Here is a 20,369-nt window from a genome sequence, read left to right on the forward strand (position 1 = left end):
ATTACTCCTTTAATGTGTTGACTGAATTATTTCATCTGACGCAAGTAACGACTCGGATTGATCAAAAGCTGCCAATTGATTATTCGAATCGATTGATTTCAGACGTTGGATTAAACTAGGAATATAGGATTTAAATGTCTTAACAATGGGATCAAACTGGGATGCTAACTGACTATTATTAACGCTTTCTTGTTTAGCTAACGAGGTCATTTGAATTACAACTAACACTAAAGAAACAATAAAAGCGCCTCTTAATAAGCCAAACCCCATCCCCAAAATACGATCGGTGGTGCTTAATCCTGACTTTTTCAAGATAAAGCCTAAAAAGGTATTACCAATACCACCAATAATCAAAGTCCCTACCATAATGACGATAAAGCCTATCCCATACCGCAGTCTGGCATCTTCAACCCAGCCCTGAAAGAAGCCATCGAAATGATTTGCGTAGTGGTAAGCTAACCAAATCGCTAATACCCAAATGCATAAAGCGATTAGCTCTTTGATAAAGCCTCTTAAAATGCCCGTTAGGGTGGAAAGTAAAACAATACCCAGAATGGTGTAATCGAGCCAGTTCAAGCTAGCCATCTAGCCAACCCCTTTCGTGACGAACCCTTTTATTTGATGCTTATCTGCCAATTTATGCTGAAGCTGTTTTGCCGCTTCAGCTGACGCCAAACTGCCAATTAGTACTTTTACGGCAGGCTTGCCATGGACACTTGTTTTAACTAATCGAGATTGAATACCTTTATTGCTTAAATGTTTTTGTAAAATTTTAGCGTTGGTTGTTTCTGAAAAAACGCCCACTTGAACCGCAAACTTTGAAGAAGAAGCAGCAACTTTCTCTGGCCCTTTAGCGGGCACTTTTGTTGACACTTTTGCAGGGGCCTTTGCAGACAATTTTGCAGGCGCTTTTGCTTGGACTTTTGGCTCAGGTGCCTTCTTCGTGACATTAACCTCGGGATTTGGTGAAGGTATTTTAGCAGCTTCCATTTGTAAAGGTTGTTGGGGTCGTGTCAATTCTTCCAGCTGTTCAATATCTTGGTTATCCGACACAGGCTTACCATTGCCAATGGGATAACTTGCTTGAGATGCCTCTTGGATTGGTTTTGGCTCAGAAATCGGATTTGCCTTAACTTGTTCCTCCGTATGGCTTAATACACTTTGCGTATCTAAGTCAACATGCGCCATGCGAGTTTCAGCAAAAACTTGTGGCTCATTGACCTCAGCCATTTGTGGTTGCGGCGGCTTGGCAGGCAATTCAACAACAATTCTTTTTTCTTCCAGTCTTTGATTATTTTTTTTAATCATTGCTGGCACAAAAACCAATGCTATGGAAATAATAACGGCTATTCCAACGACGCGATGTTTCATCGCTTCATCCATTGTCAATTTCATTAATTTATACCTATCTTTTTCAAATAACAATTAGCCATTTGAACAGTTACAAATGAACCGAAAACAACGATCAGATCATTCATTTCAGCATCAAGTGATGCTTGCTCACAGGCCCGCTCAACCGAATCAAACGCCAAACACGTTCCCTTATGATGGCTAATCTCAGACATTAATTCAAGCCTTGATGCAGTTCTTGAATTAGCCAATGGTGCAATATACCAATTTTGTGATAGTTTTGCCATTAATTCAATCATTTGACCAAACGCTTTATCTTTAAAGACAGCAAATACCACTCGGACAGTTCCCAAACCTTCGCACGCTTGGATAACCTGGGTTAATCGTTTAACGGCTTGAACATTATGCGCAACATCTAATAACCACTTTGGTTGATGATGAATCCATTGTAATCGCCCAGGCACATAGCAATGTTTAAACGCTAGTCGTAAATCGTTATCTAAGACGGTTAAAGTGTCATTCATGAGCGTCACAACCATCATGGCTGTTACACAAGCTTGGGGATGAACATCACTACTCAGGGAATAAGTTTTCCCATTAACTTGACATTGTATGGAAGAATCAATCCTTTGAAAATCAAATTGATTACCTAGCTGATAAAGGGGACTTCCTAGTTGGTTTACTTGTCTTTGGATGGCGTCTGGTAGCGCATAATCCCCAAAGACGGTTGGTTTTTCAGGTCGAATTATCCCCGCTTTCTCAGCAGCAATGGCTTCAATGGTTGTTCCTAAATAGGCTTGATGATCATAATCCACTGTCGTAATTACTGCGCAATCCGTATCAATGATATTAACAGCATCGAGTCTTCCACCCAAACCGACTTCTAATATGACAACATCCAATGGGTGTTGGCTAAAATAAACCAATGCAGCTAACGTGACCATTTCAAAATAGGTTAAATAGGTCGCGCCACGATTGCTTTCTATCCAAGAAAATAATTCACAAAGTGATTTATCCGAAATCAGCGTTTGGTTCACTCGAATCCGTTCATTAAAACGGTCCAAATGGGGAGAAATATAAGCACCTACTTGATACCCGGCTTTTTGGTAGATGGCTTCTAGCAAGTAGACAACGGATCCCTTTCCGTTTGTGCCGGCAACAGTAATCACCTGAGTCGCAGGCTTTGGCAAGTTCAATCGTTGGTAGACTTGTCGAATACGATTTAACCCAAGTTGAATCTCATCCGCATGGCGATTAGCAAGCCAATCCAGCCATTGATCAAGGCTAAACTGGTGGTAATCTTCAACGACTTCAGACATTGCTTTTCCTGAACGTCATTAATTTTGCTAATAATTCGGCGATGGTTTTTTTAAGTTGGTCGCGCGCGACCACCATATCGATATGGCCGTGCTCTAATAAAAATTCTGCCCGTTGAAATCCCTCTGGAAGCGTTTGCCGAACGGTTTGCTCAATCACCCTTGGACCAGCAAAACCAATTAACGCGTTTGGTTCAGCGATAATGATATCCCCAAGGCTTGCAAAACTGGCGGACACGCCTCCCATGGTTGGATCAGTTAAAACAACGATAAATGGTAATTGATGTTGTGAAAGCTTCGATAATGCGGCAGAAGTACGCGCCATTTGCATCAAAGAAAACAATCCTTCTTGCATCCTTGCACCGCCACTTGCCGTGAAGGTCAAGAATGGTTTTTGTTCATCGATTGCCATATGAACACCCCGAACAAATTTTTCACCAACAATGCTTCCCATTGAACCGCCCATAAAAGAGAATTCAAAGCAGCTAACAATCGCTGGGATTTTTTCAATTTGTCCCTTCGCTAAAATTAAGGCTTCTTTTTCACCGGTTGCTTTTTGGGCCTGCAAAATCCTATCCTTGTATTTCTTAGAATCTTTGAATTTCAATCGGTCAACGGGTTCAAGATTAGGAAATAATTCGTCCATTGTTTGTGGATCGAATATTTGCTTGAGTCGCTCCCTTGCTGATAAACGATGGTGATATCCGCAATGGGGGCAGACAGATAAGTTCTTTATGAGTTCACTATGATATAAAACCGATGCACATCCCTTGCACTTAACCCATAGCCCTTCGGGAACACCTTTTTTATCGCGTGTTTCGGTACGAATTTTTGAAGGAAATAAATTTTTAAGCCAACTCATGCTTATATCCGTGACAATTAAAAGATTCTATTATAATCTGATTTATAATACATAATCGATAAAAAAATCATTTGTGGGCGCCATTTGTGATTAAACAACGACTAATCTACCGATTTATACTAAAAAATCGCATGCGGATATTCTTCGTCATCAGTTGTGCGCTGCTTATTCTATTTCCAATTTCCCAACATCAAGACATTTTACCCACGTCGGGTGTTGAATTATTTTCAAACGCACTTTTATTATTTGGTATCTACCTGGTGAGCCCCAACAAACACCTGTTTGCCGTTTCTGTTCTCACCAGTGCGCTAGCAATTGTCCTCATCTGGTCAAGTAAGTTTTATTTCAGCAAACACCAGCTTCTTTTTGGGCTTTTTTTGGAAGGCATATTATTTATGATTGCCATCTATTCCATCATATTGCATGTCTTGACCATGCGAAAAATTAATGAAGACAAAATTTTTGGCGCAATTAGCGCCTACCTCTTATTATGTATTTTTTGGGCATTAATTTACACCATGACTGAAATCTATGACCCCTATTCGTTCTCGTTTTCCACAGGCTTCACCACCGCTTATACGTCCATGGCAGTTCATCGATTCTATTTTACCCAGTTTCTATATTTTAGCTTCATCACCTTTAGTACCCTAGGATATGGGGATATTCTTCCTTTAACTGCCCCAGCAAGAATCGCAGCCTCCCTTCAAGCCGTTGCAGGGCAACTTTATGTCGCCATATTAATTGCTCGCTTGGTTGGCCTACAAATAATCCAATCTCAAAAAGATCATTAAAATTCAAAAACAAAGAATAATCCATCTTTTAAAATCTGAAATGAAACTAAAGTTTTAAATTCTCCGTCCGATAACTGATGTGAGTACGGTGAAATACCACTGTATTAAAACTAATAATATCAAGTATCCCTTACCAGGGATTCAGGTATGAGGAGAACATTACTATGGCTCAAACGATTAACACAAACGTAATGTCTTTGAATTCACAGCGCAATTTGAATATGACTCAAAAAGCACTGTCGCAATCGATTCAAAGACTATCATCGGGTTTACGCATTAATTCAGCGAAAGATGACGCAGCAGGTCTTGCTATTTCTGAGCGTATGTCTGCTCAAATTAGAGGGATGTCTGTTGCAATTCGTAACGCAAATGATGGTATTTCTTTAGCTCAAACCGCTGAAGGTGCGATGCAAGAAACGACCAACATTTTGCAACGTATGCGTGAACTATCCTTACAATCAGCAAACTCAACCAACAGCTCAAGTGACCGCCAAGCGCTTCAAGAAGAAGTCACTCAGCTACAAGATGAGTTGAATCGTATATCTCAAAACACCGAGTTTAACGGTCAACGTATTTTGGACGGTTCGTTTTCAAATGCAAGCTTCCAAGTCGGTGCGAACTCTAACCAAACCATTCAGTTTACGATTGGTAGTGTTAAAGCCTCATCCATTGGCGGTATTGCCGATACAACCGGTAGTGAAGTGAGTGCTGCCGCTGCAACGGATATTACCATTGCCATTGGTGGCGGTGCAACGACTTCTATTACCACATCAGCCAGTTTTACAGGAAGCGCTAATGGTCAAGATTCTACTTCGGCCTATGCAAAAGCGGCTGCCTTAAATGATGCTAATATTTCTGGTTTCAGCGCAACGGCATCAACATCTGGTACGCAAACAGTCGGCACAATTGGTGGTGCTACGTCAACAGATACCTATACACTAACTATCAATGGTGTTTCAGTGTACACAGGTCTTGATGTGAGTACTGCTTTAACAACGACTGCATTAAGAGATGCGATTAACACCGTTTCTAACCAAACGGGTGTCATTGCCAGTGAAAGTGCCGGCGATATTACGTTGACAGCTGCGGATGGTAGAAATATCACCGTTGCCGAAAGTGGTAGTGGTTTCGTTGCAGGTACGGACGGCTTATCGGTTACCGGCGGGGATTTCGACGGTGTGCTCCGTGGAACGATTAACCTCAGTGCCAATGATACCATTGCCATTGGTGGTACAGTCGCGACTATCGGTCATGGTACGTCAATTGCTAAAGATACCAACGGTATTGATGATATCGATATCAGTTCAGCAAGTGGCGCACAAACGGCGATTAAGCGAATTGATGCGGCATTAAACTCGGTGAACTCTACTCGAGCGCAAATGGGTGCGTTGCAAAACCGCTTTGAGTCTACGATATCTAACCTTGCCAACGTATCTGAGAACTTATCAGCAGCACGTGGACGTATTCAAGACGCTGACTTTGCGGCAGAGACTGCCAACTTGACAAGAGCTCAGATTCTACAGCAAGCAGGTATTGCGATGTTAGCGCAAGCAAACGCATCGCCTCAAACTGTACTATCATTATTAGGGTAAGGTATAAACATATTACCTTAATTACTAACGCCTTGCGGCTTATGCCGCAAGGCAATTTGTCCTCTGACGGGACATGAGGAGATTGAGATGGATGTTTCATTTGATCGTTCAATCAATTCAGTAAGCAGTCCTGAAAGTCAGCGGGTTGAAAAACAACAACAAACAAAACCGGTTGTACAATCAGTCACAAGCTTAACTGATAGAGATATTCAGCAAGCAATTGACAAAGCCACAGGTCTCTTGCAGACCATTGTCACGGAAAAATTATCCGATGAAATTATTCGCAAAATGCCACCGGATGAATATTTGAATATGTTATCATTACTCGATAATATAATAAGTGGTTCAGTGGATGAGAGTGTTTAATTAACGCTTAAGGATAGAAGAATGAACGGGATTAGTTCACCAGGTGTCGGCTCGGGGTTACCAATTCAGGATTTAGTCACACAGCTTGTGACTGCTGAAACACAAGCGCAAGTGAATCGAATCACACGCTTAAATGCCCGCTATAATACCGAACTATCCATCCTAGGAAAAATAAAAAGCGGTCTTGCAGGCCTTCAATCAAAAATGGCCTCACTGTCTGATTTAAATCAATTCTATGGATTTAGCACATCATCATCCGATTCTTCTTATGTGACCGCATCGAGCAATATCAATGCTGTTGCTGGAAGCTACCAAGTTGAAGTTCAACAATTAGCTGCCAAGCAGTCGTTAGCCAGCCAATCGATTGCTGACCCATCAGCAACACTCGGCTCAGGTACCCTCACTATTGATTTCGGAACCTACGATGCCGGCAAAACAACCTTCACACCCAATGCGGATGAAGATTCTGTCATTATCAATATTGCACCCGGCTCGGATGATTTGTTTAGCATACGCGATGCCATCAATGACAGTAATTCGGGTGTCACAGCAAGTATCGTCAGCGATAGTCAAGGAGCGCGCTTAACGATTACGAGCAAAGCATCCGGAGAAGATTTATCCATGCGCATTACCGTATCGGATAACGATGGCAATAATACCGATAATGCAGGCCTTTCTCAGCTAGCCTATGACCCGGTCAATACAGTTCAAAACATGAGTGAATCCGTTACTGCAGCAAATAGCAAGGTGCGAATCAATGGGTTATTGCTAGAACAAAGCAGCAACACCCTATCCGATGCAATTGAAGGAATTACTTTTACTCTAAAAAAAGCTGAAATCGGAAAAATAGTGGATATTACGGTCTCTCATGATACCAATAAATTGAAAAATGCAGTGGGAGAATTTGTCAACAAATACAATGAAACCATATCCCTACTCCATGAATACACCGGCTATAATGCAGAGACAAAAGAAGGCGGTTATTTCCAAAGTGATACCAGCTTACGCACGTTGAAATCGGCCCTATCCAATCTGATTGGTCAAACAATTGATACAGGTGGTCCGTTACAAACGTTGGCTGATATTGGCATTAAAACGAAAGCAAACGGTCTCTTAGAATTAAACGATAGCCAATTTACCAAACAACTGGAAGATAACTACGAGTATATCGGCGCATTATTTTCCCGCACGGCAACCACGACTGACAATGGTCTTCGTGTCAATACCATTGGCAAAGACGTCAAAGCAGGCACCTACAATATTACGATTGACACCTACACACCCGGTAGCGAATTAACAGGTACCATTGGTGGCGTTTATGCCAATTCCACCGATGGCAAAGTGTTAAACGGAACTGGCGACTTTAAGGGATTGTCCATTGAGGTACTAAGTGGCAGTACGGGTTCTCGCGGACAAATCACCGTAAGGGATGGGATTGCTATTCAATTTGACCAGTTAATAGAAAGCTATCTTAGCAAAGACGGAACGCTGACCCAGAAAACGGACGCCATTACCAAACGTCAGGAAAAACTGACTGTTGACCAAACGAACTTAGATGCCCGCGCTCAAAAACTCCAGCAACGTTACCTGGATCAGTTCATTGCGTTGGATACCCTCATTTCTCAATTACAATCAACCAGTAGCTTTCTCACCCAACAATTAGGCAACCTGCCTCAATTTAATTCGGGAGGTAATAACTAATGAAAAATCATTACGAGCAAGCCCTCAATCAATATAAAAATATTGATTTGCAAGCCCGAATTGAGGAAGCAACGCCTTATGAATTGATATTATTGCTTCTTCAAGGTGCACGATCGCATATCTCTTCTGCTATCAACCATATTGAGCACAAGCAATTGAGCCAAAAGGGAGAGCGAATTGGTAAGGCAATTAGCATCTTAGATGAACTAAGACACGCCTTGAACCATGACGTTGATCCTCAAATGACGGGTAATTTAGACCAGTTATATGACTACATTCAACGAATCTTACTTAAAGCAAACTTGGATAATAGTACTGACCTTCTCCGTGAAGCAGCAGCTCTTTTGGGCCAAGTGCATACTGCCTGGCTTGGCGTTAATGAAAAGGCGTCGGGCACAACCGGTTAAGTGAGCTTATTGCTTACAGGGCTTATCAACGAAGTTAACAATCACTACCGTGTTATTATAAGATTGCTTATTCCAGGCTTGCCCATATGCGAGCAAAAATACCGCATCTTTACCACTATCATCTTTTTCAATTTTCTTAAAATTAAAAGTCATCATGCCCCCTGCCCCTATCCGCTTAGTTTTAGGTGCCACAAATGTTGCCTTTTCCTTTTGAAATCGTGTTTGGTTATAATCGACCACTTGCCAACTATACCCTGTTGTTGGATTAGCAGGTAACTGAAATGAAATCGATGAGCACTGCTTACTTTGTTCAATCGTTTGAAGAGGGTTTGCCATTGCCGTGGAAGCCATAAAACCACAACTAATCAATGTCAAAATATGCTTTTTCATGTCATCACCTTTAAAAAAAATGTCATTTTGGGCCAAGTGTAACCGTATCATCTTGCTGGTCACTCTGATTAAAATCATCTAAACAGGCGCTAACTCGCTCAATCGATTTTTCAGTCAGCTTGCGCACACCATCCATTAACAAAGCGGTACCATTTACAATCGCTTTGAGTAACAAGTTTACCAAAGAGACCATCTCACACACTAAAGCCGCTAGTAAACAACACGTTGTTAATACGACAGCCTTTGCTAGACGATATAATGGTATCACCAGATAACGCCATGGCAATAGAAAAAACGTATAGCCAATTGCGCGAAGGCCTGTATACAATATTATATTATTGATGGTTCGCATGCTTTTATCGTGATCGTGTGGCTCTTTGATGAAGCGTGTATGACTGGAACGGGCAAAGTTGACAAAATGATGGGTTAAGAAATTGGGGCATTCTTTGTCGAGCTCACCGCGCAATATAATCCAATCAGGCTTCCATGTCCCCATGATTGACACCGGATCGGCCCCTTGTTTAATGACGAACACCGCGGGCTTAGTTACTAAGCTGTCCCAAAGATCAATCTTCTTAAGCGAACTATTTTCAACCAGTCCCGCTGGATTCAGCGCATAAACATGGCTACATCGATCCCCTAAATTGCAAGCGGTAAGTAACGATAGCGCCCCCCCCAGACTGACTCCTGTGACATTTATTTTACGATTAGGAAATTGGTCAAACCATCGTTCAATTTCTGCTTTGCCAGACATATACAGATCATGACCAACCGTTTTGAATGGCTTCATATCGGTCATCAATTGTGTCATAAATCCATTGCCACTTGGATAAGTCGTTCCCTGATAAACGAGCCACGGCGAGGCATCCTTATCATTTCCTTGCGGTGATAACCCATAGGCCCACACCCTATCATCATCATTAAAGACATAAGGAATATTTTTATAACTTGCAGTTAAATCGATTGGGTTAATTTGACAGGAAACCATTTTCCATTGCTCATTAACTAACTGAGGGATCTCAATAACGCTCTCTTTTTCAGGATAAGAAAAAGGCACATAGCTTAAAACACTCGCAATTAATATCGATGCTTGTCGCTGTTGCTGTTCATTCAGCGTTTGATGTTGAAGCTGGTAGCCAATATAAGATAGACCTTCTTGCAGTACTTCAAACATATACTTTCGTTGAATGGCTGTGGCATCATAAAAGGCAAACTTCACGGTATCCAAATTGAGCGCCTGCTGCCAGCCTATCACTTGCTCAAGCATTAATAAACGGACAAAATTACGAGCATTTGCCCGCACTCTATCATCGCCTGTCAGGTTATCGAGCGATTCGAATCCTTTTTCAACAAAAAAATCGAGCGTTAGGCCGCCAGCATACACTTCTTTCGCCATATTAACCTAGTATCATTGTCAGAAACTTCGCTTTAGGCCAATCTCAATTTGCGGTGACATTGGCCTCCTGAAAGTTAATTGCTTAGATTATATCATGATAGGATGAATTGTTTATGACCATTTTGACATTTCAGCGAATTCGCTTATCATAATGACTCTTGTCACAATCATTTCACAACAATCATCATGACAAAATTACTTCAAACATACAATAGCAATGCATGGATTGTTGAAATGTTCTTCATTATTCTTTGTGCTGCAATCATTCATTTCATTGCGTCGAAACTATTGTCTCGCCTACACCGCAAGGCTGAGAAAACTCGAATTATCAATAGTACTCGCAACCATGGTGCACAATGCGCCTTTCCAACGCAAACCATCCATTTGCAAAATGAGATGGCCTTGAAAGCACTTGAAGAGGCGAATTGAGATGCAATTTACCCTGGGTAAAGTGAAACGCGGCATTTTTGAAGCAGTCCCTTTAATCATCGCAGGACTCCTGCTTCCTTTATCGTTTTCACCCTTTCACCTCTCCGGGTTTGCTTTCCTATCGCTTGCTTGGCTAATTGTGCGCCTAGATAAGAAAATAAACCCATTTACCAGTGGTTTTATTTTTGGGTTGGCATTTTTTGGATTTGGTATTTCGTGGATTTATAATAGTATCCATCAGTTTGGGCATCTCCCCCCACTTATCGCCTTTATGGTTACCTCCCTCTTTGTTGCTTATTTAGCAATCTACCCAGCCATAACGAGCTGGCTTTACCTAAAACTGAAACAACCTTTTGCCAGCCCCTTGTTTTATAGTGCCCTCTTTGCCACCTTGTGGACAATGAGTGAATGGTTACGGGGGCATTTATTCACCGGCTTTCCCTGGTTACAAGTCGGGTTTGGCCAAATTGATAGCCCGCTTGGCAAGCTTATCCCAATTATCGGTGTCTATGGCACAACGTTTCTAGTCGTCTTTATCGGCGGCTTAGTCGCAAGCCTATTTACCTATAAAGGCCTGAAGCGAATGGGCGTGCAAATATTTCTGGTTATCTTTTTATTAGGTTTACATCAATGGCAACCAAAACCTTGGACTACCCTGATTGATAAACCCATGAGTGTGGGGGTTGTTCAAGCAAACTTATCCATGCGAGACAAGTGGGATGAATCTTATTTTTGGCGTCTGATTAGCCACTATCAAAAAGCAATCTATCAATTGTTAGGAAAAGATTTAATTATTTTGCCTGAATCGGCTATTCCAGTCCCTGCGGAAATGATTGCCGAGGAAATGAATGCATTTGACTCAGTCACCAAGAAATTTGGATCCGCTTTATTAGTCGGTATTCCTCAAGAAGATGAACAAACTGAGCAGCAGCGATATTACAATAGTTTGACCGTTCTTGGACAAGGTGAAGGCATCTATCGAAAGCAACAGCTCGTGCCTTTCGGAGAATATTTACCTAAACCTTTTCAATTTCTGAATCATTGGGCACCCCTTGCTAGTGCGAATATGTTGCCAGGCGATAATAAACAATCCCTGCCTCTGGCCAAAAGAAGACCATTTGCTACGCTAATCTGTTATGAACTTGCTTATGATCATTTACTAAGAAAGCAGCTGCCGGATGCGCAATGGCTTGTCAGTATTAGTGATGACGGTTGGTTTGGGTATTCGTTAGCGCCTTTTCAACAACAACAAATGGCTCAAGTCCGCTCCTTGCAAACCGGACGCTATCAGATTATGGCCAATAACGATGGTTTATCGGCCGTGATTGATAGCATCGGAACCATCAGTGCCAGTTTACCTGCCTTTACATCCGGCATATTATCTAACCAGATATTTCCAGCAACCGGTATGACACCATGGTCCAATTGGGGAAATTGGCCAATACTGATACTTTGCCTCCTCATCATTTTCTATTCGATCACTAAAAAAGCCATCGATATCCTCAAATAAGCTTGAGTCATCGCGTTATTTTTTCTCCAATAAGCCGCACCAGGTCAGGCTCTTGAGAATGTCCCTATCAAATATCGCTTTTTTTTGCAGCTAACACTTGCTGAGACATTCAAGAGGAGTTATGCTTAGCGGTCTATGTTGAACAAAACGAAAACCATTATGGAACACCGTTTTAACCCGAAAGAAATTGAAGAAAAAGCCCAACAGTACTGGCAAAAAAAACAAAGCTTTAATGTCAGCGAAGATCTTAACAAGGAAAAGTTTTATTCACTATGTATGTTCCCCTATCCAAGTGGCACATTACACATGGGGCATGTTCGTAATTACACCATCGGTGATGTGATTGCACGTTATCAACGCGCTCTTGGAAAAAATGTATTACAACCGATTGGATGGGACGCATTTGGCCTACCCGCAGAAAATGCAGCAATAAAACACGGCATACATCCTGCTGAATGGACTGCAAAAAATATTCAATCCATGAAAGCTCAGTTTCTAAGACTGGGAAATGCCTATGATTGGAAAAGGGAGTTTGCCACGTGTGATCCAGAGTATTACCGATGGGAACAATGGTTTTTTTTGAAACTGTATGAAAAGGGTTTAGTTTACAAAAAAAATTCCGTAGTTAATTGGGATCCCGTTGATAAAACGGTCCTTGCCAACGAACAAGTTGTTGACGGGCGTGGTTGGCGTTCGGGCGCTCTTGTTGAAAGGCGCGAAATTCCTCAGTGGTTCCTAAAAATCACCGCCTATGCTGACGAATTATTAGAAGGCCTAGATACGTTAGAAAATTGGCCAGAGCAAGTCAAAGCCATGCAGAGAAACTGGATTGGTCGATCGGAAGGGTGTGATATTTATTTCTCTGTGATTGAAGAACCTAAGCGGCTAAAAATTTATACCACACGAGCTGATACGCTATTTGGGGCCACCTACCTTGCTATTTCCCCCGATCATCCAATCGCAAAATTAGCTGCTGAAAAAAATACGGACGTGAAAGCATTTATCGAAAGCTGTCAGCACACAAAAACCGCTGAAGCTGAAATCGCAACCATGGAAAAGCGCGGTATTGATTCCGGTTTTACCGCAGAGCACCCATTGACCGGCGAAAGCATCCCCGTGTGGATTGCTAACTTTGTGTTGATGCAATACGGCTCAGGGGCAGTGATGTCAGTGCCGGCTCACGATCAACGCGACTTTGAATTTGCCCAACGCTATCAACTACCCATAAAAGAGGTTGTTAAGCCTGCTGACGGTCACCAACATGACTACACCCAGAGTGCTTATACCGATATGGGTGTTTTGGTAAATTCCAGTGACTACAGTGGCTTATCATCTCATGAGGCTATCGAGAAACTCGGTCAAGATCTCGAGAAAAAGCAACTCGGCAAAAAAACAGTGAATTATCGCTTACGTGACTGGGGCGTCTCTCGCCAACGATACTGGGGAACACCCATTCCCATGATTTACTGCGATGAATGCGGTGCTGTGCCTGTTCCTGAAGATCAATTGCCGGTGACGCTACCGGAAGATGTTAGTTTTACTGGCAGTGGTTCACCTTTAAAATCCTGCGACAGCTTTGTGCATACCCATTGTCCCCGTTGTGGTCAAGATGCTACCAGAGAAACCGATACCTTTGATACCTTTTTTGAATCCTCTTGGTACTACGCTCGATTTGCATGCAAAAGCCAAAGCAATGCCATGCTCGATGATCGCGCCAAGTATTGGACACCTGTTGACCAATACGTCGGCGGTATCGAGCACGCCGTGATGCACTTACTTTATGCCCGATTTTTCCATAAATTGATGCGCGACCAAGAATTACTCAACTCCGACGAACCTTTCACTGCACTACTCACACAAGGCATGGTCCTTAAAGATGGCCATAAAATGTCTAAATCGGTCGGCAACGTTGTGGATCCCAATCATTTGATAGACCAATATGGCGCTGACACTGCTCGCCTGTTTGTGATGTTTGCATCACCACCCGAGCAATCACTGGAATGGTCTGATAGTGGCGTGGAAGGCTGTCATCGATTCTTAAAACGCTTATTTAATTTGACTATTCAATTTCATTCAGAAATTGCTGATTTAAATCAAGCAAACAAAAATCATTTTGATATGAGCGAAAAAGAGAAAGATATCAAAAAACTTCGCCAATCAATGCATCAAATCTTGAACCAAGTTTGCCAGGATTATGAGCGGTATCAATTTAATACCGTGGTATCTGGGTGTATGAAAATCTTTAATTTAATAAACGACTATGCGCAACAAGATGTGGTTGATAAAGAGGTCATTTATGAAGGGGTCAGTGTCCTTTTACGATTGCTTGCGCCAATAACACCGCATATTTGCCACCATCTATGGCAGTTATGTGAGTTTGATGGCGCTATCATAGATGCGCCTATGCCGAAAGTGGACAAATCAGCACTAAAAAGTGATGAGGTATCCTATGTCGTCCAAGTCAATGGCAAACTTCGTGGTGAATTTTCTGCCCCGTCTGACTCGTCTGAAGAAAGCTTAATTGAATTAGCACAACAATCTTGCGCAGATTTTATCGAAGGAAAAGTCATTCGAAAGGCGATTGTCGTTGGCCATCGCCAACTTATCAATCTGGTCGCAAACTAATGAGACATGCGTGGATCATTAGTTTGTTCGCCCTACTCAGTGCTTGCGGGTTCCACTTACGGGGTTCAATCCGTATCCCTCAATCAATGATGCCGGTAGCTGTCATATCAAAAAGTGGCCACTCTCCGCTTGAAAGGCTCCTTGAAAGCAGATTACGCCTTCATGATGTGGCTGTCACGGACGACCCAGCTATTGCCAAGTACTGGATTGTCATTTTAAATGAATATCTACGCCAAGATATTGCCGCTGTCGCAGCAAGTACAGCGCCTCGTCAATATCAATTAACATTAAAGGTTGTCTTTCAAATCCAAAAGGCGAAAGGTAAAACGAAACTTCCTCCAGAGCCAATCAAAGTGAGCGTCAACCGACTGTTGACTATTAACAATGATCGTATTTTAGGTTCCGACAGCGAAGCGGCCATATTAAAACAGGAAATGGAAGCAGATGTTGCCACACAAATTCTTGCAAAATTGGAAAACTCTCTTTACATTGATAAATAATTTGTTGTTTAAAGGGTTTCATGTTAATTAATACGACCGCATTAAACTCACATCTTCAACAGCCGTTATTGCCGGTGTATATAATTTGTGGCAGCGAAGACTATTTCATTCAAGATACCAAAGTGGTTATCACGAGAGCGTGGCGCCAACAGTGCCTTCAACAAGCGAATGCTGATGCGCTTGAGAAACAATCACTGGAAATTGGCCGAGATGGCTTAAGCTGGGAATCGCTAGCTACGCAATTGCAATCGTATAGCCTCTTTGCTGAAAAGACGTTGTATCAAATCAATTATCCGAAAGGAAGTCTCGACAAAACGGCACAGCGTATTTTAATATCCTTTGCTGAATCGAACAGCACCCATGCCACAGTCATTGTCACAGGGAATCAGCTTAAACATAAATCGTTGGCCACATTGGAAAAGCACGACCAAATCGGGTTGATCCCCGTTTGGCCTTTAAAACCCAACGAGTTTGTGCGTTGGGTTGATCATCAGTTGAAAAATGCCTTTCCTAAAACTGCCTCCGCAGCCGCACAGCTTATCGCACGTTTCTGCCATAATAACCCCTATGCGGTTCGCCAAGTCATTGCTAAGTTAAAATTAACCCAGCCGAGTACCGCCCCTCTTAGTGAAGAGTCTATCAGCCAGCAACTTAGCAACCAATGCGAATTTCAAGTATTTGAGTTAAGTGATGCTTGTCTTGGAGGCGACACCCAGAAAGTTCTACAAATTTTGACCTATCTTCGAAGTAACCCAGCCGAGTTAAATCTCCTATTGTGGGTGATAAGCAAGGATATTCGCACACTGGTCCAACTTCATAATCTTTGCAAGATAAAACCCTTCACCCAAGCATGCCAACAATTGAGTATTTGGCGAAATAAAACATCTCTTTACCAATCAACCTTAAAACGGTGTGACATCGAACAGCTAAATCATCTTCTGATACACTGCCATAACGCCGATAAATTAATCAAAACCGGCCAATCAATGGTGGCACGTCACTCCATTGAACATATGGCTTTCATATTGGCAACGGGCAAGGAACAGCTGATTCATGAATAATATTGTCATTTTTGGTGGGACATTCGATCCCGTTCATAATGGCCATATCGCCATGGCGGAACACGTCATTACCGATATCAAGGCAGAAAAGTGCATTTGGGTCCCTAACAAAATACCTCTATTAAAAAACCGGGCTCAAGCAAGCACACAACAACGAATTGACATGCTTGAACTTGCCATCCAACAAAGTAAGCAAAGGGAAAAGTTTTTTATTGACCACTGTGAAATAAACCGCCAAGGCCCTTCCTTCACCGTTGATACCTTACGGCACTTTCGCAACCAGTTTGGCCAGCAACAAAGCCTTAGTGCATTGATGGGTGAAGATGCGTTTGCTCAACTCAACCAATGGCATGAGTGGAAAACGATTATTCAATTAGCCCACATTATCTTAGTGACTCGACCAAAACTAGCAAGTATCTGGCCGGATGAAATCACTTCTTTCTTCAATCAACATCGTTGTGATAATGCATCGCTTCTCAACCAGCAACCTAGCGGTCTCCTCTTCCAATTAAATCTCGATATTGAAGTCTCATCCACCATTATCCGCCAGCATTTAGCCAAGCATGCGTCCTTAAATGACGTTTGCCCCAAAGTCGTGGCAGATTATATTGTTCAAAATGGATTATACCGCTAGCCCCTTCTTCAGAAGCGAAAATGAAGGAACCTATTATAGAGGCCTCAGGCAGCAGCAACACTATTAGCAAATTGATGGATATCTTCGGCTATTGGATCCGTATGCGCATGTTTAAAAAACATATACGAACCATAAGCACTACTGCTTGCACCCAATGCAGCAGAACTGGTTGCTAAACTACCGAAAACAAGTGATTCACCTAATGCCATTCCCAGCGCGCTTAATGGGGCAGCAACACCAAACGATTCAACGGCAATTGCAATACTCAGCGAAAAGATCATCGCCCCTGCCAAAGTAATGGCAATCCCCCCAAGCGACTTTGCAACAGAATGATTTGACAGCAAATTCCCTTTATCAATACATGCTTTAATGGTTTCAGCATTGGGATTGACTAACGCGTTTGCACAGGTCGCTTCCAAGTCAGCTAGCATATTAATCTCATCGGGTGATGTGGCTTGTTTAGCTAGTTGGTAGACTTCCTGGCGAATTTCCTGGGCATATTGGACTACTGGTGAATCGTTTGGATAACGCTGCAGGCTATTAGATAGCAATTGATCGGTCTTCACCAACTGATCATGTGCACGCAATACCGGTGCCGCTAGACTCAGCAGATAGCTAAAATAGATCTTTGTTTCATCTTGCGCATACTGTTCTTGCTCAGGATGTTTTGCAATATAATCCAGGTATATCTTTCGAAACTCTGTAGGCATTTCATCCGTTTCAAACCCCATTAATTGGTGTAAAGCATTGGCTATCACCGAGTGGTAATAAAACTTAGCTTGGTAACTTATGTTTTCAATTTCATTGACATCTAAGCCCGTTTGACTCAGTAATTCTAGATTTAAATTACCACTTGTTAAACGATATTGTTGGGTATTTCCTTCGGCAATAGCCTGTAAGGCAATTTGCAATTCTTCGTTGGTTAAATCGCTAACGGGCATATCATAAATACAGATTGCCTGTTCTTGGTTGATGATGTTGAGTAAATGATTCTCATCGAAAAGCGCCTTAAAAAGCTTATCCTTAAATTGCGCTTCCCATATTTGCCGTCGTTTAGAAGGATAAATCGTTGTATTATAATAAGCCATGCCAACTCTCCTCACATGAAATTTTTAAGAAGTGTAGCAAGCAATTCTTAACATTTTATTAAGAATCTTTACGTTTTTGAAATATTCATTTTGTACCAGACAATTTATTAAAAGCACTATCGTTGCGAGCTTTGCGAAGCAATCCAGTTCGATCTCTGAACAGAAATCTGTTCTGGATTGCTTCACGACGTTCGCAACGACGGCATTTTTTAAGAATTCTCCAGGACAAAGGAACGAGTTGTCTGTCACTTTTATGACACAACATTAAGTTTTTCTTAACATTTGCCATGTATACTATTAATTCATTCACGGCATTATTAACTCTATTAGACCATACATATTTCATTCATAGTCGTTCTTGCTGATGAATTTTTTTAATCGTTAGTAAATGCTCTACTTAGAATATTTATGCCAAATGAAGAAGATTGATGCCTCATAAACATAGTATCAACCAACGAATCGAAGATTTCTTGAATCTTTATTATCCTAAATTCAACCACGGTTTGTTACCACCTTTACCATCCGAGGAAGAAATCAAGCAACGAGATGAGCAGTGGAATACAATCATGCAAGATCTGCTTGCGGTTAAGGATCTCAAAAAGCTAAATGAAATTTGCTTTTATCCTCTGGATCTTTCTAAGACTGAAATTGACGGTTATGCACAAAGCATCATTGAATACTTATCACTTTATCCTAATCAAAATGATAATTTTGACATGATACTTGAGTTGATTGATAACGGCTTGCTAATTTCTGATGCGTCGATGATTATGTGTATTTTAAGGCAACTTATGCCATCATGGAGTGATAATGTCGTTCCACATGAAAAGCTAGAAAACCTTATGGGGAAATTAACCCTATCCCATGCCTTGAGCTTCAATCAGCTATGTGAGATTTTTAAAAAGGTACTGAAAGAAAAAACAGTGTACCCTATAAGCACCTTAAAATATAATTTACCAATCGTTTTATCGACCAAACAGAAAGCACAAAACCAGTTAGCTTTGAAGTGGTTGGACAATGTTCAGCATAACTTGAGGTCAGTTGCGCTGGCCTATGAATTTGATCCAGACAGCTTAGTTCATCAAGATTTGCTCCCAAGGGATATGTTAGGTCATTTATTGCCTCTTAAATCCGCTGCGAACAAACCAACGTTGACGCCCCATGCCGACTCCTATTCAGGTAGCCAAAAGGCTTCTTCGCTATTGCTTTTGTTAGCACGAGAAAGGGATGACCAAAGTTTGTTGCATCAAGACTATCTTCCTCCCGATATGTTTAAACTGATCATGTTGGAAAAACTTGATGAAACGGTGAATGCTTATGCAAGCTTCCTTAGAGATGCAAAGCATACATCCGTAAACGCAGATTCTATCATTAAAGAAAGTATGTCTTATTTAGAAGAAATCATCGATACAATGATATTTTTACATGCCATCGGCGCTATTTCTATAGATAAAACAAGCGCGAGCCCTTTACTACCCCTTCTAGAGATTGCCAAAATAGACAAAAGGCTTCCATACGATAAAATGCTAGAGGATGACACTGCGCCATCGATTTTAGATATCGTGCTTGGAAATACCTCTATTTTAATAAGCAATGTCGACCAAAAAAGATTGATTGGCAAACTTGCTCAGGCTGGTTTAAAGGTATCAGATAAAGTGTTTGCAGAAGATACTTTGAGGTCATTGCCTTTATTTTATGGTACTACTGAAGGTATGAAACTAAATGCTGCCATACTAGGTTTGGATGCATTAGGCTTATCGATTGTTGACAATCTAAGCTGGTATGAATCGATAGTCCAACAGTTCGATTCAGATGATAAGTTAGTAAACTGGTTAAAAGAGAAAGCATATCGAAAGCAAGAAAGTCAGAAAAGCAGTGATTTATCCTCATTAAGCAATGTCCTTAATACAGGCAGGTTTTCTTTTCTTGGTCAAGCAACAAACAATCATGCCCCTACTGTGACTCGTTCACAGGAGAATGAGGACATCTCGAGCAAACCGACCTCGCATCATCAAAGAAATAATAGTCGATAATAGTTCTTGCTTATCACCTTACTGTCTTGAGAAGGTATTGGTAGCCTGGACCCTCCGCAAATTCGCCTGTCTCTTGGTCACTTCTCACCGAAACGTCATATTTGGGGCATCTCGAGAGAAAATGATTCAAAAAAGTGCTCACATACTGATGTATTCTGCGCTTTTTTTGAATCATTTTCTCCCGACCTGCACTCAAATCTGACGTTTCCCCGTAAATTCTATATTTGTGTAGAAGAGTCAGGCAAATTCGCGGAGGGTGACGCATGGTTTTCGTGGAGGGAGACACGATTGGTTGATCTAATAGATTTTGTGCCTAGA

19 protein-coding genes are annotated in these 20,369 nt (G+C 41.7%); 12 read left to right on the forward strand and 7 right to left on the reverse strand.

Features of this window, described 5'->3' with window-relative positions:
* Nucleotides 1–9: 9 nt before the first annotated feature.
* Genes AB3348_RS08775 through accD form a run of 4 tightly spaced genes read right to left on the reverse strand, consistent with a single transcriptional unit; the run spans nucleotide 10 to nucleotide 3,528 of the window.
* Nucleotides 10–585: a CvpA family protein gene (locus AB3348_RS08775; protein ID WP_367607218.1), complete on the reverse strand. Its 576-nt coding sequence runs from the start codon at nucleotides 583–585 to the stop codon at nucleotides 10–12.
* Nucleotides 586–1,395, reverse strand: coding sequence for an SPOR domain-containing protein (locus tag AB3348_RS08780; protein ID WP_367607219.1), 810 nt, complete (start codon nucleotides 1,393–1,395; stop codon nucleotides 586–588).
* Nucleotides 1,395–2,669, reverse strand: a complete 1,275-nt coding sequence (locus AB3348_RS08785; RefSeq protein WP_367607220.1) for a folylpolyglutamate synthase/dihydrofolate synthase family protein — start codon at nucleotides 2,667–2,669, stop codon at nucleotides 1,395–1,397. The genes AB3348_RS08780 and AB3348_RS08785 overlap by 1 nt, the downstream gene beginning before the upstream one ends.
* Nucleotides 2,662–3,528, reverse strand: a complete 867-nt coding sequence (gene accD, locus AB3348_RS08790) for an acetyl-CoA carboxylase, carboxyltransferase subunit beta (RefSeq protein WP_367607221.1) — start codon at nucleotides 3,526–3,528, stop codon at nucleotides 2,662–2,664. The genes AB3348_RS08785 and accD overlap by 8 nt, the downstream gene beginning before the upstream one ends.
* Nucleotides 3,529–3,614: 86 nt before the next feature.
* Between accD and AB3348_RS08795 the strand changes: the two genes are divergently transcribed.
* The 5 genes from AB3348_RS08795 to fliS all read left to right on the forward strand — a co-directional run bounded on the left by AB3348_RS08795 (nucleotide 3,615) and on the right by fliS (nucleotide 8,385).
* Nucleotides 3,615–4,319, forward strand: coding sequence for a potassium channel family protein (locus AB3348_RS08795; protein ID WP_367607222.1), 705 nt, complete (start codon nucleotides 3,615–3,617; stop codon nucleotides 4,317–4,319).
* A gap of 164 nt (nucleotides 4,320–4,483) precedes the next feature.
* Complete coding sequence (locus AB3348_RS08800) at nucleotides 4,484–5,911, forward strand: flagellin (RefSeq protein WP_367607223.1); 1,428 nt, start codon at nucleotides 4,484–4,486, stop codon at nucleotides 5,909–5,911.
* An 87-nt stretch (nucleotides 5,912–5,998) separates the two neighbouring features.
* Nucleotides 5,999–6,277 carry a flagellar protein FlaG gene (locus AB3348_RS08805; RefSeq protein WP_367607224.1) on the forward strand — a complete coding sequence of 93 codons (279 nt, stop codon included), beginning with the start codon at nucleotides 5,999–6,001 and terminating at the stop codon, nucleotides 6,275–6,277.
* A 21-nt stretch (nucleotides 6,278–6,298) separates the two neighbouring features.
* Nucleotides 6,299–7,978, forward strand: a complete 1,680-nt coding sequence (fliD, locus tag AB3348_RS08810; protein WP_367607225.1) for a flagellar filament capping protein FliD — start codon at nucleotides 6,299–6,301, stop codon at nucleotides 7,976–7,978.
* Nucleotides 7,978–8,385 carry a flagellar export chaperone FliS gene (fliS, locus tag AB3348_RS08815; RefSeq protein WP_367607226.1) on the forward strand — a complete coding sequence of 136 codons (408 nt, stop codon included), beginning with the start codon at nucleotides 7,978–7,980 and terminating at the stop codon, nucleotides 8,383–8,385. The genes fliD and fliS overlap by 1 nt, the downstream gene beginning before the upstream one ends.
* Nucleotides 8,386–8,391: 6 nt before the next feature.
* Here fliS and AB3348_RS08820 read toward each other — a convergent pair whose 3' ends face one another.
* Together AB3348_RS08820 and AB3348_RS08825 are read right to left on the reverse strand one after the other, a co-directional pair.
* Entirely contained in the window at nucleotides 8,392–8,775 is a 384-nt protein-coding gene (locus tag AB3348_RS08820) for a protease inhibitor I42 family protein (protein ID WP_367607227.1), read from the reverse strand.
* 22 nt (nucleotides 8,776–8,797) lie between these two features.
* Nucleotides 8,798–10,171: a hypothetical protein gene (locus AB3348_RS08825; RefSeq protein ID WP_367607228.1), complete on the reverse strand. Its 1,374-nt coding sequence runs from the start codon at nucleotides 10,169–10,171 to the stop codon at nucleotides 8,798–8,800.
* Between the two features lie 186 nt (nucleotides 10,172–10,357).
* Between AB3348_RS08825 and AB3348_RS08830 the strand changes: the two genes are divergently transcribed.
* The 6 genes from AB3348_RS08830 to nadD all read left to right on the forward strand — a co-directional run bounded on the left by AB3348_RS08830 (nucleotide 10,358) and on the right by nadD (nucleotide 16,930).
* Nucleotides 10,358–10,600: a hypothetical protein gene (locus AB3348_RS08830; RefSeq protein ID WP_367607229.1), complete on the forward strand. Its 243-nt coding sequence runs from the start codon at nucleotides 10,358–10,360 to the stop codon at nucleotides 10,598–10,600.
* A 1-nt stretch (nucleotide 10,601) separates the two neighbouring features.
* Nucleotides 10,602–12,110, forward strand: coding sequence for an apolipoprotein N-acyltransferase (gene lnt / locus AB3348_RS08835; protein WP_367607230.1), 1,509 nt, complete (start codon nucleotides 10,602–10,604; stop codon nucleotides 12,108–12,110).
* 159 nt (nucleotides 12,111–12,269) lie between these two features.
* Entirely contained in the window at nucleotides 12,270–14,735 is a 2,466-nt protein-coding gene (gene leuS / locus AB3348_RS08840) for a leucine--tRNA ligase (protein WP_367607231.1), read from the forward strand.
* Nucleotides 14,735–15,235, forward strand: coding sequence for an LPS assembly lipoprotein LptE (gene lptE, locus AB3348_RS08845; protein WP_367607232.1), 501 nt, complete (start codon nucleotides 14,735–14,737; stop codon nucleotides 15,233–15,235). The genes leuS and lptE overlap by 1 nt, the downstream gene beginning before the upstream one ends.
* A gap of 20 nt (nucleotides 15,236–15,255) precedes the next feature.
* Nucleotides 15,256–16,296: a DNA polymerase III subunit delta gene (gene holA, locus AB3348_RS08850; RefSeq protein ID WP_367607233.1), complete on the forward strand. Its 1,041-nt coding sequence runs from the start codon at nucleotides 15,256–15,258 to the stop codon at nucleotides 16,294–16,296.
* Nucleotides 16,289–16,930, forward strand: coding sequence for a nicotinate-nucleotide adenylyltransferase (gene nadD / locus AB3348_RS08855; protein WP_367607234.1), 642 nt, complete (start codon nucleotides 16,289–16,291; stop codon nucleotides 16,928–16,930). Before holA ends, nadD begins: the two co-directional genes overlap by 8 nt.
* A gap of 44 nt (nucleotides 16,931–16,974) precedes the next feature.
* On the opposite strand, the gene AB3348_RS08860 is transcribed toward nadD, so the two are convergent.
* Nucleotides 16,975–18,018: a hypothetical protein gene (locus tag AB3348_RS08860; RefSeq protein ID WP_367607235.1), complete on the reverse strand. Its 1,044-nt coding sequence runs from the start codon at nucleotides 18,016–18,018 to the stop codon at nucleotides 16,975–16,977.
* Nucleotides 18,019–18,446: 428 nt separating this feature from the next.
* Here AB3348_RS08860 and AB3348_RS08865 point away from each other — a divergent pair, with 428 nt between their 5' ends.
* Nucleotides 18,447–20,051: a hypothetical protein gene (locus AB3348_RS08865; protein ID WP_367607236.1), complete on the forward strand. Its 1,605-nt coding sequence runs from the start codon at nucleotides 18,447–18,449 to the stop codon at nucleotides 20,049–20,051.
* The last annotated feature ends 318 nt before the right edge of the window (nucleotides 20,052–20,369 follow it).

The sequence above is a fragment of the Legionella sp. W05-934-2 genome, assembly GCF_964199965.1.
Taxonomy (GTDB): Bacteria; Pseudomonadota; Gammaproteobacteria; order Legionellales; family Legionellaceae; genus JAFIFT01.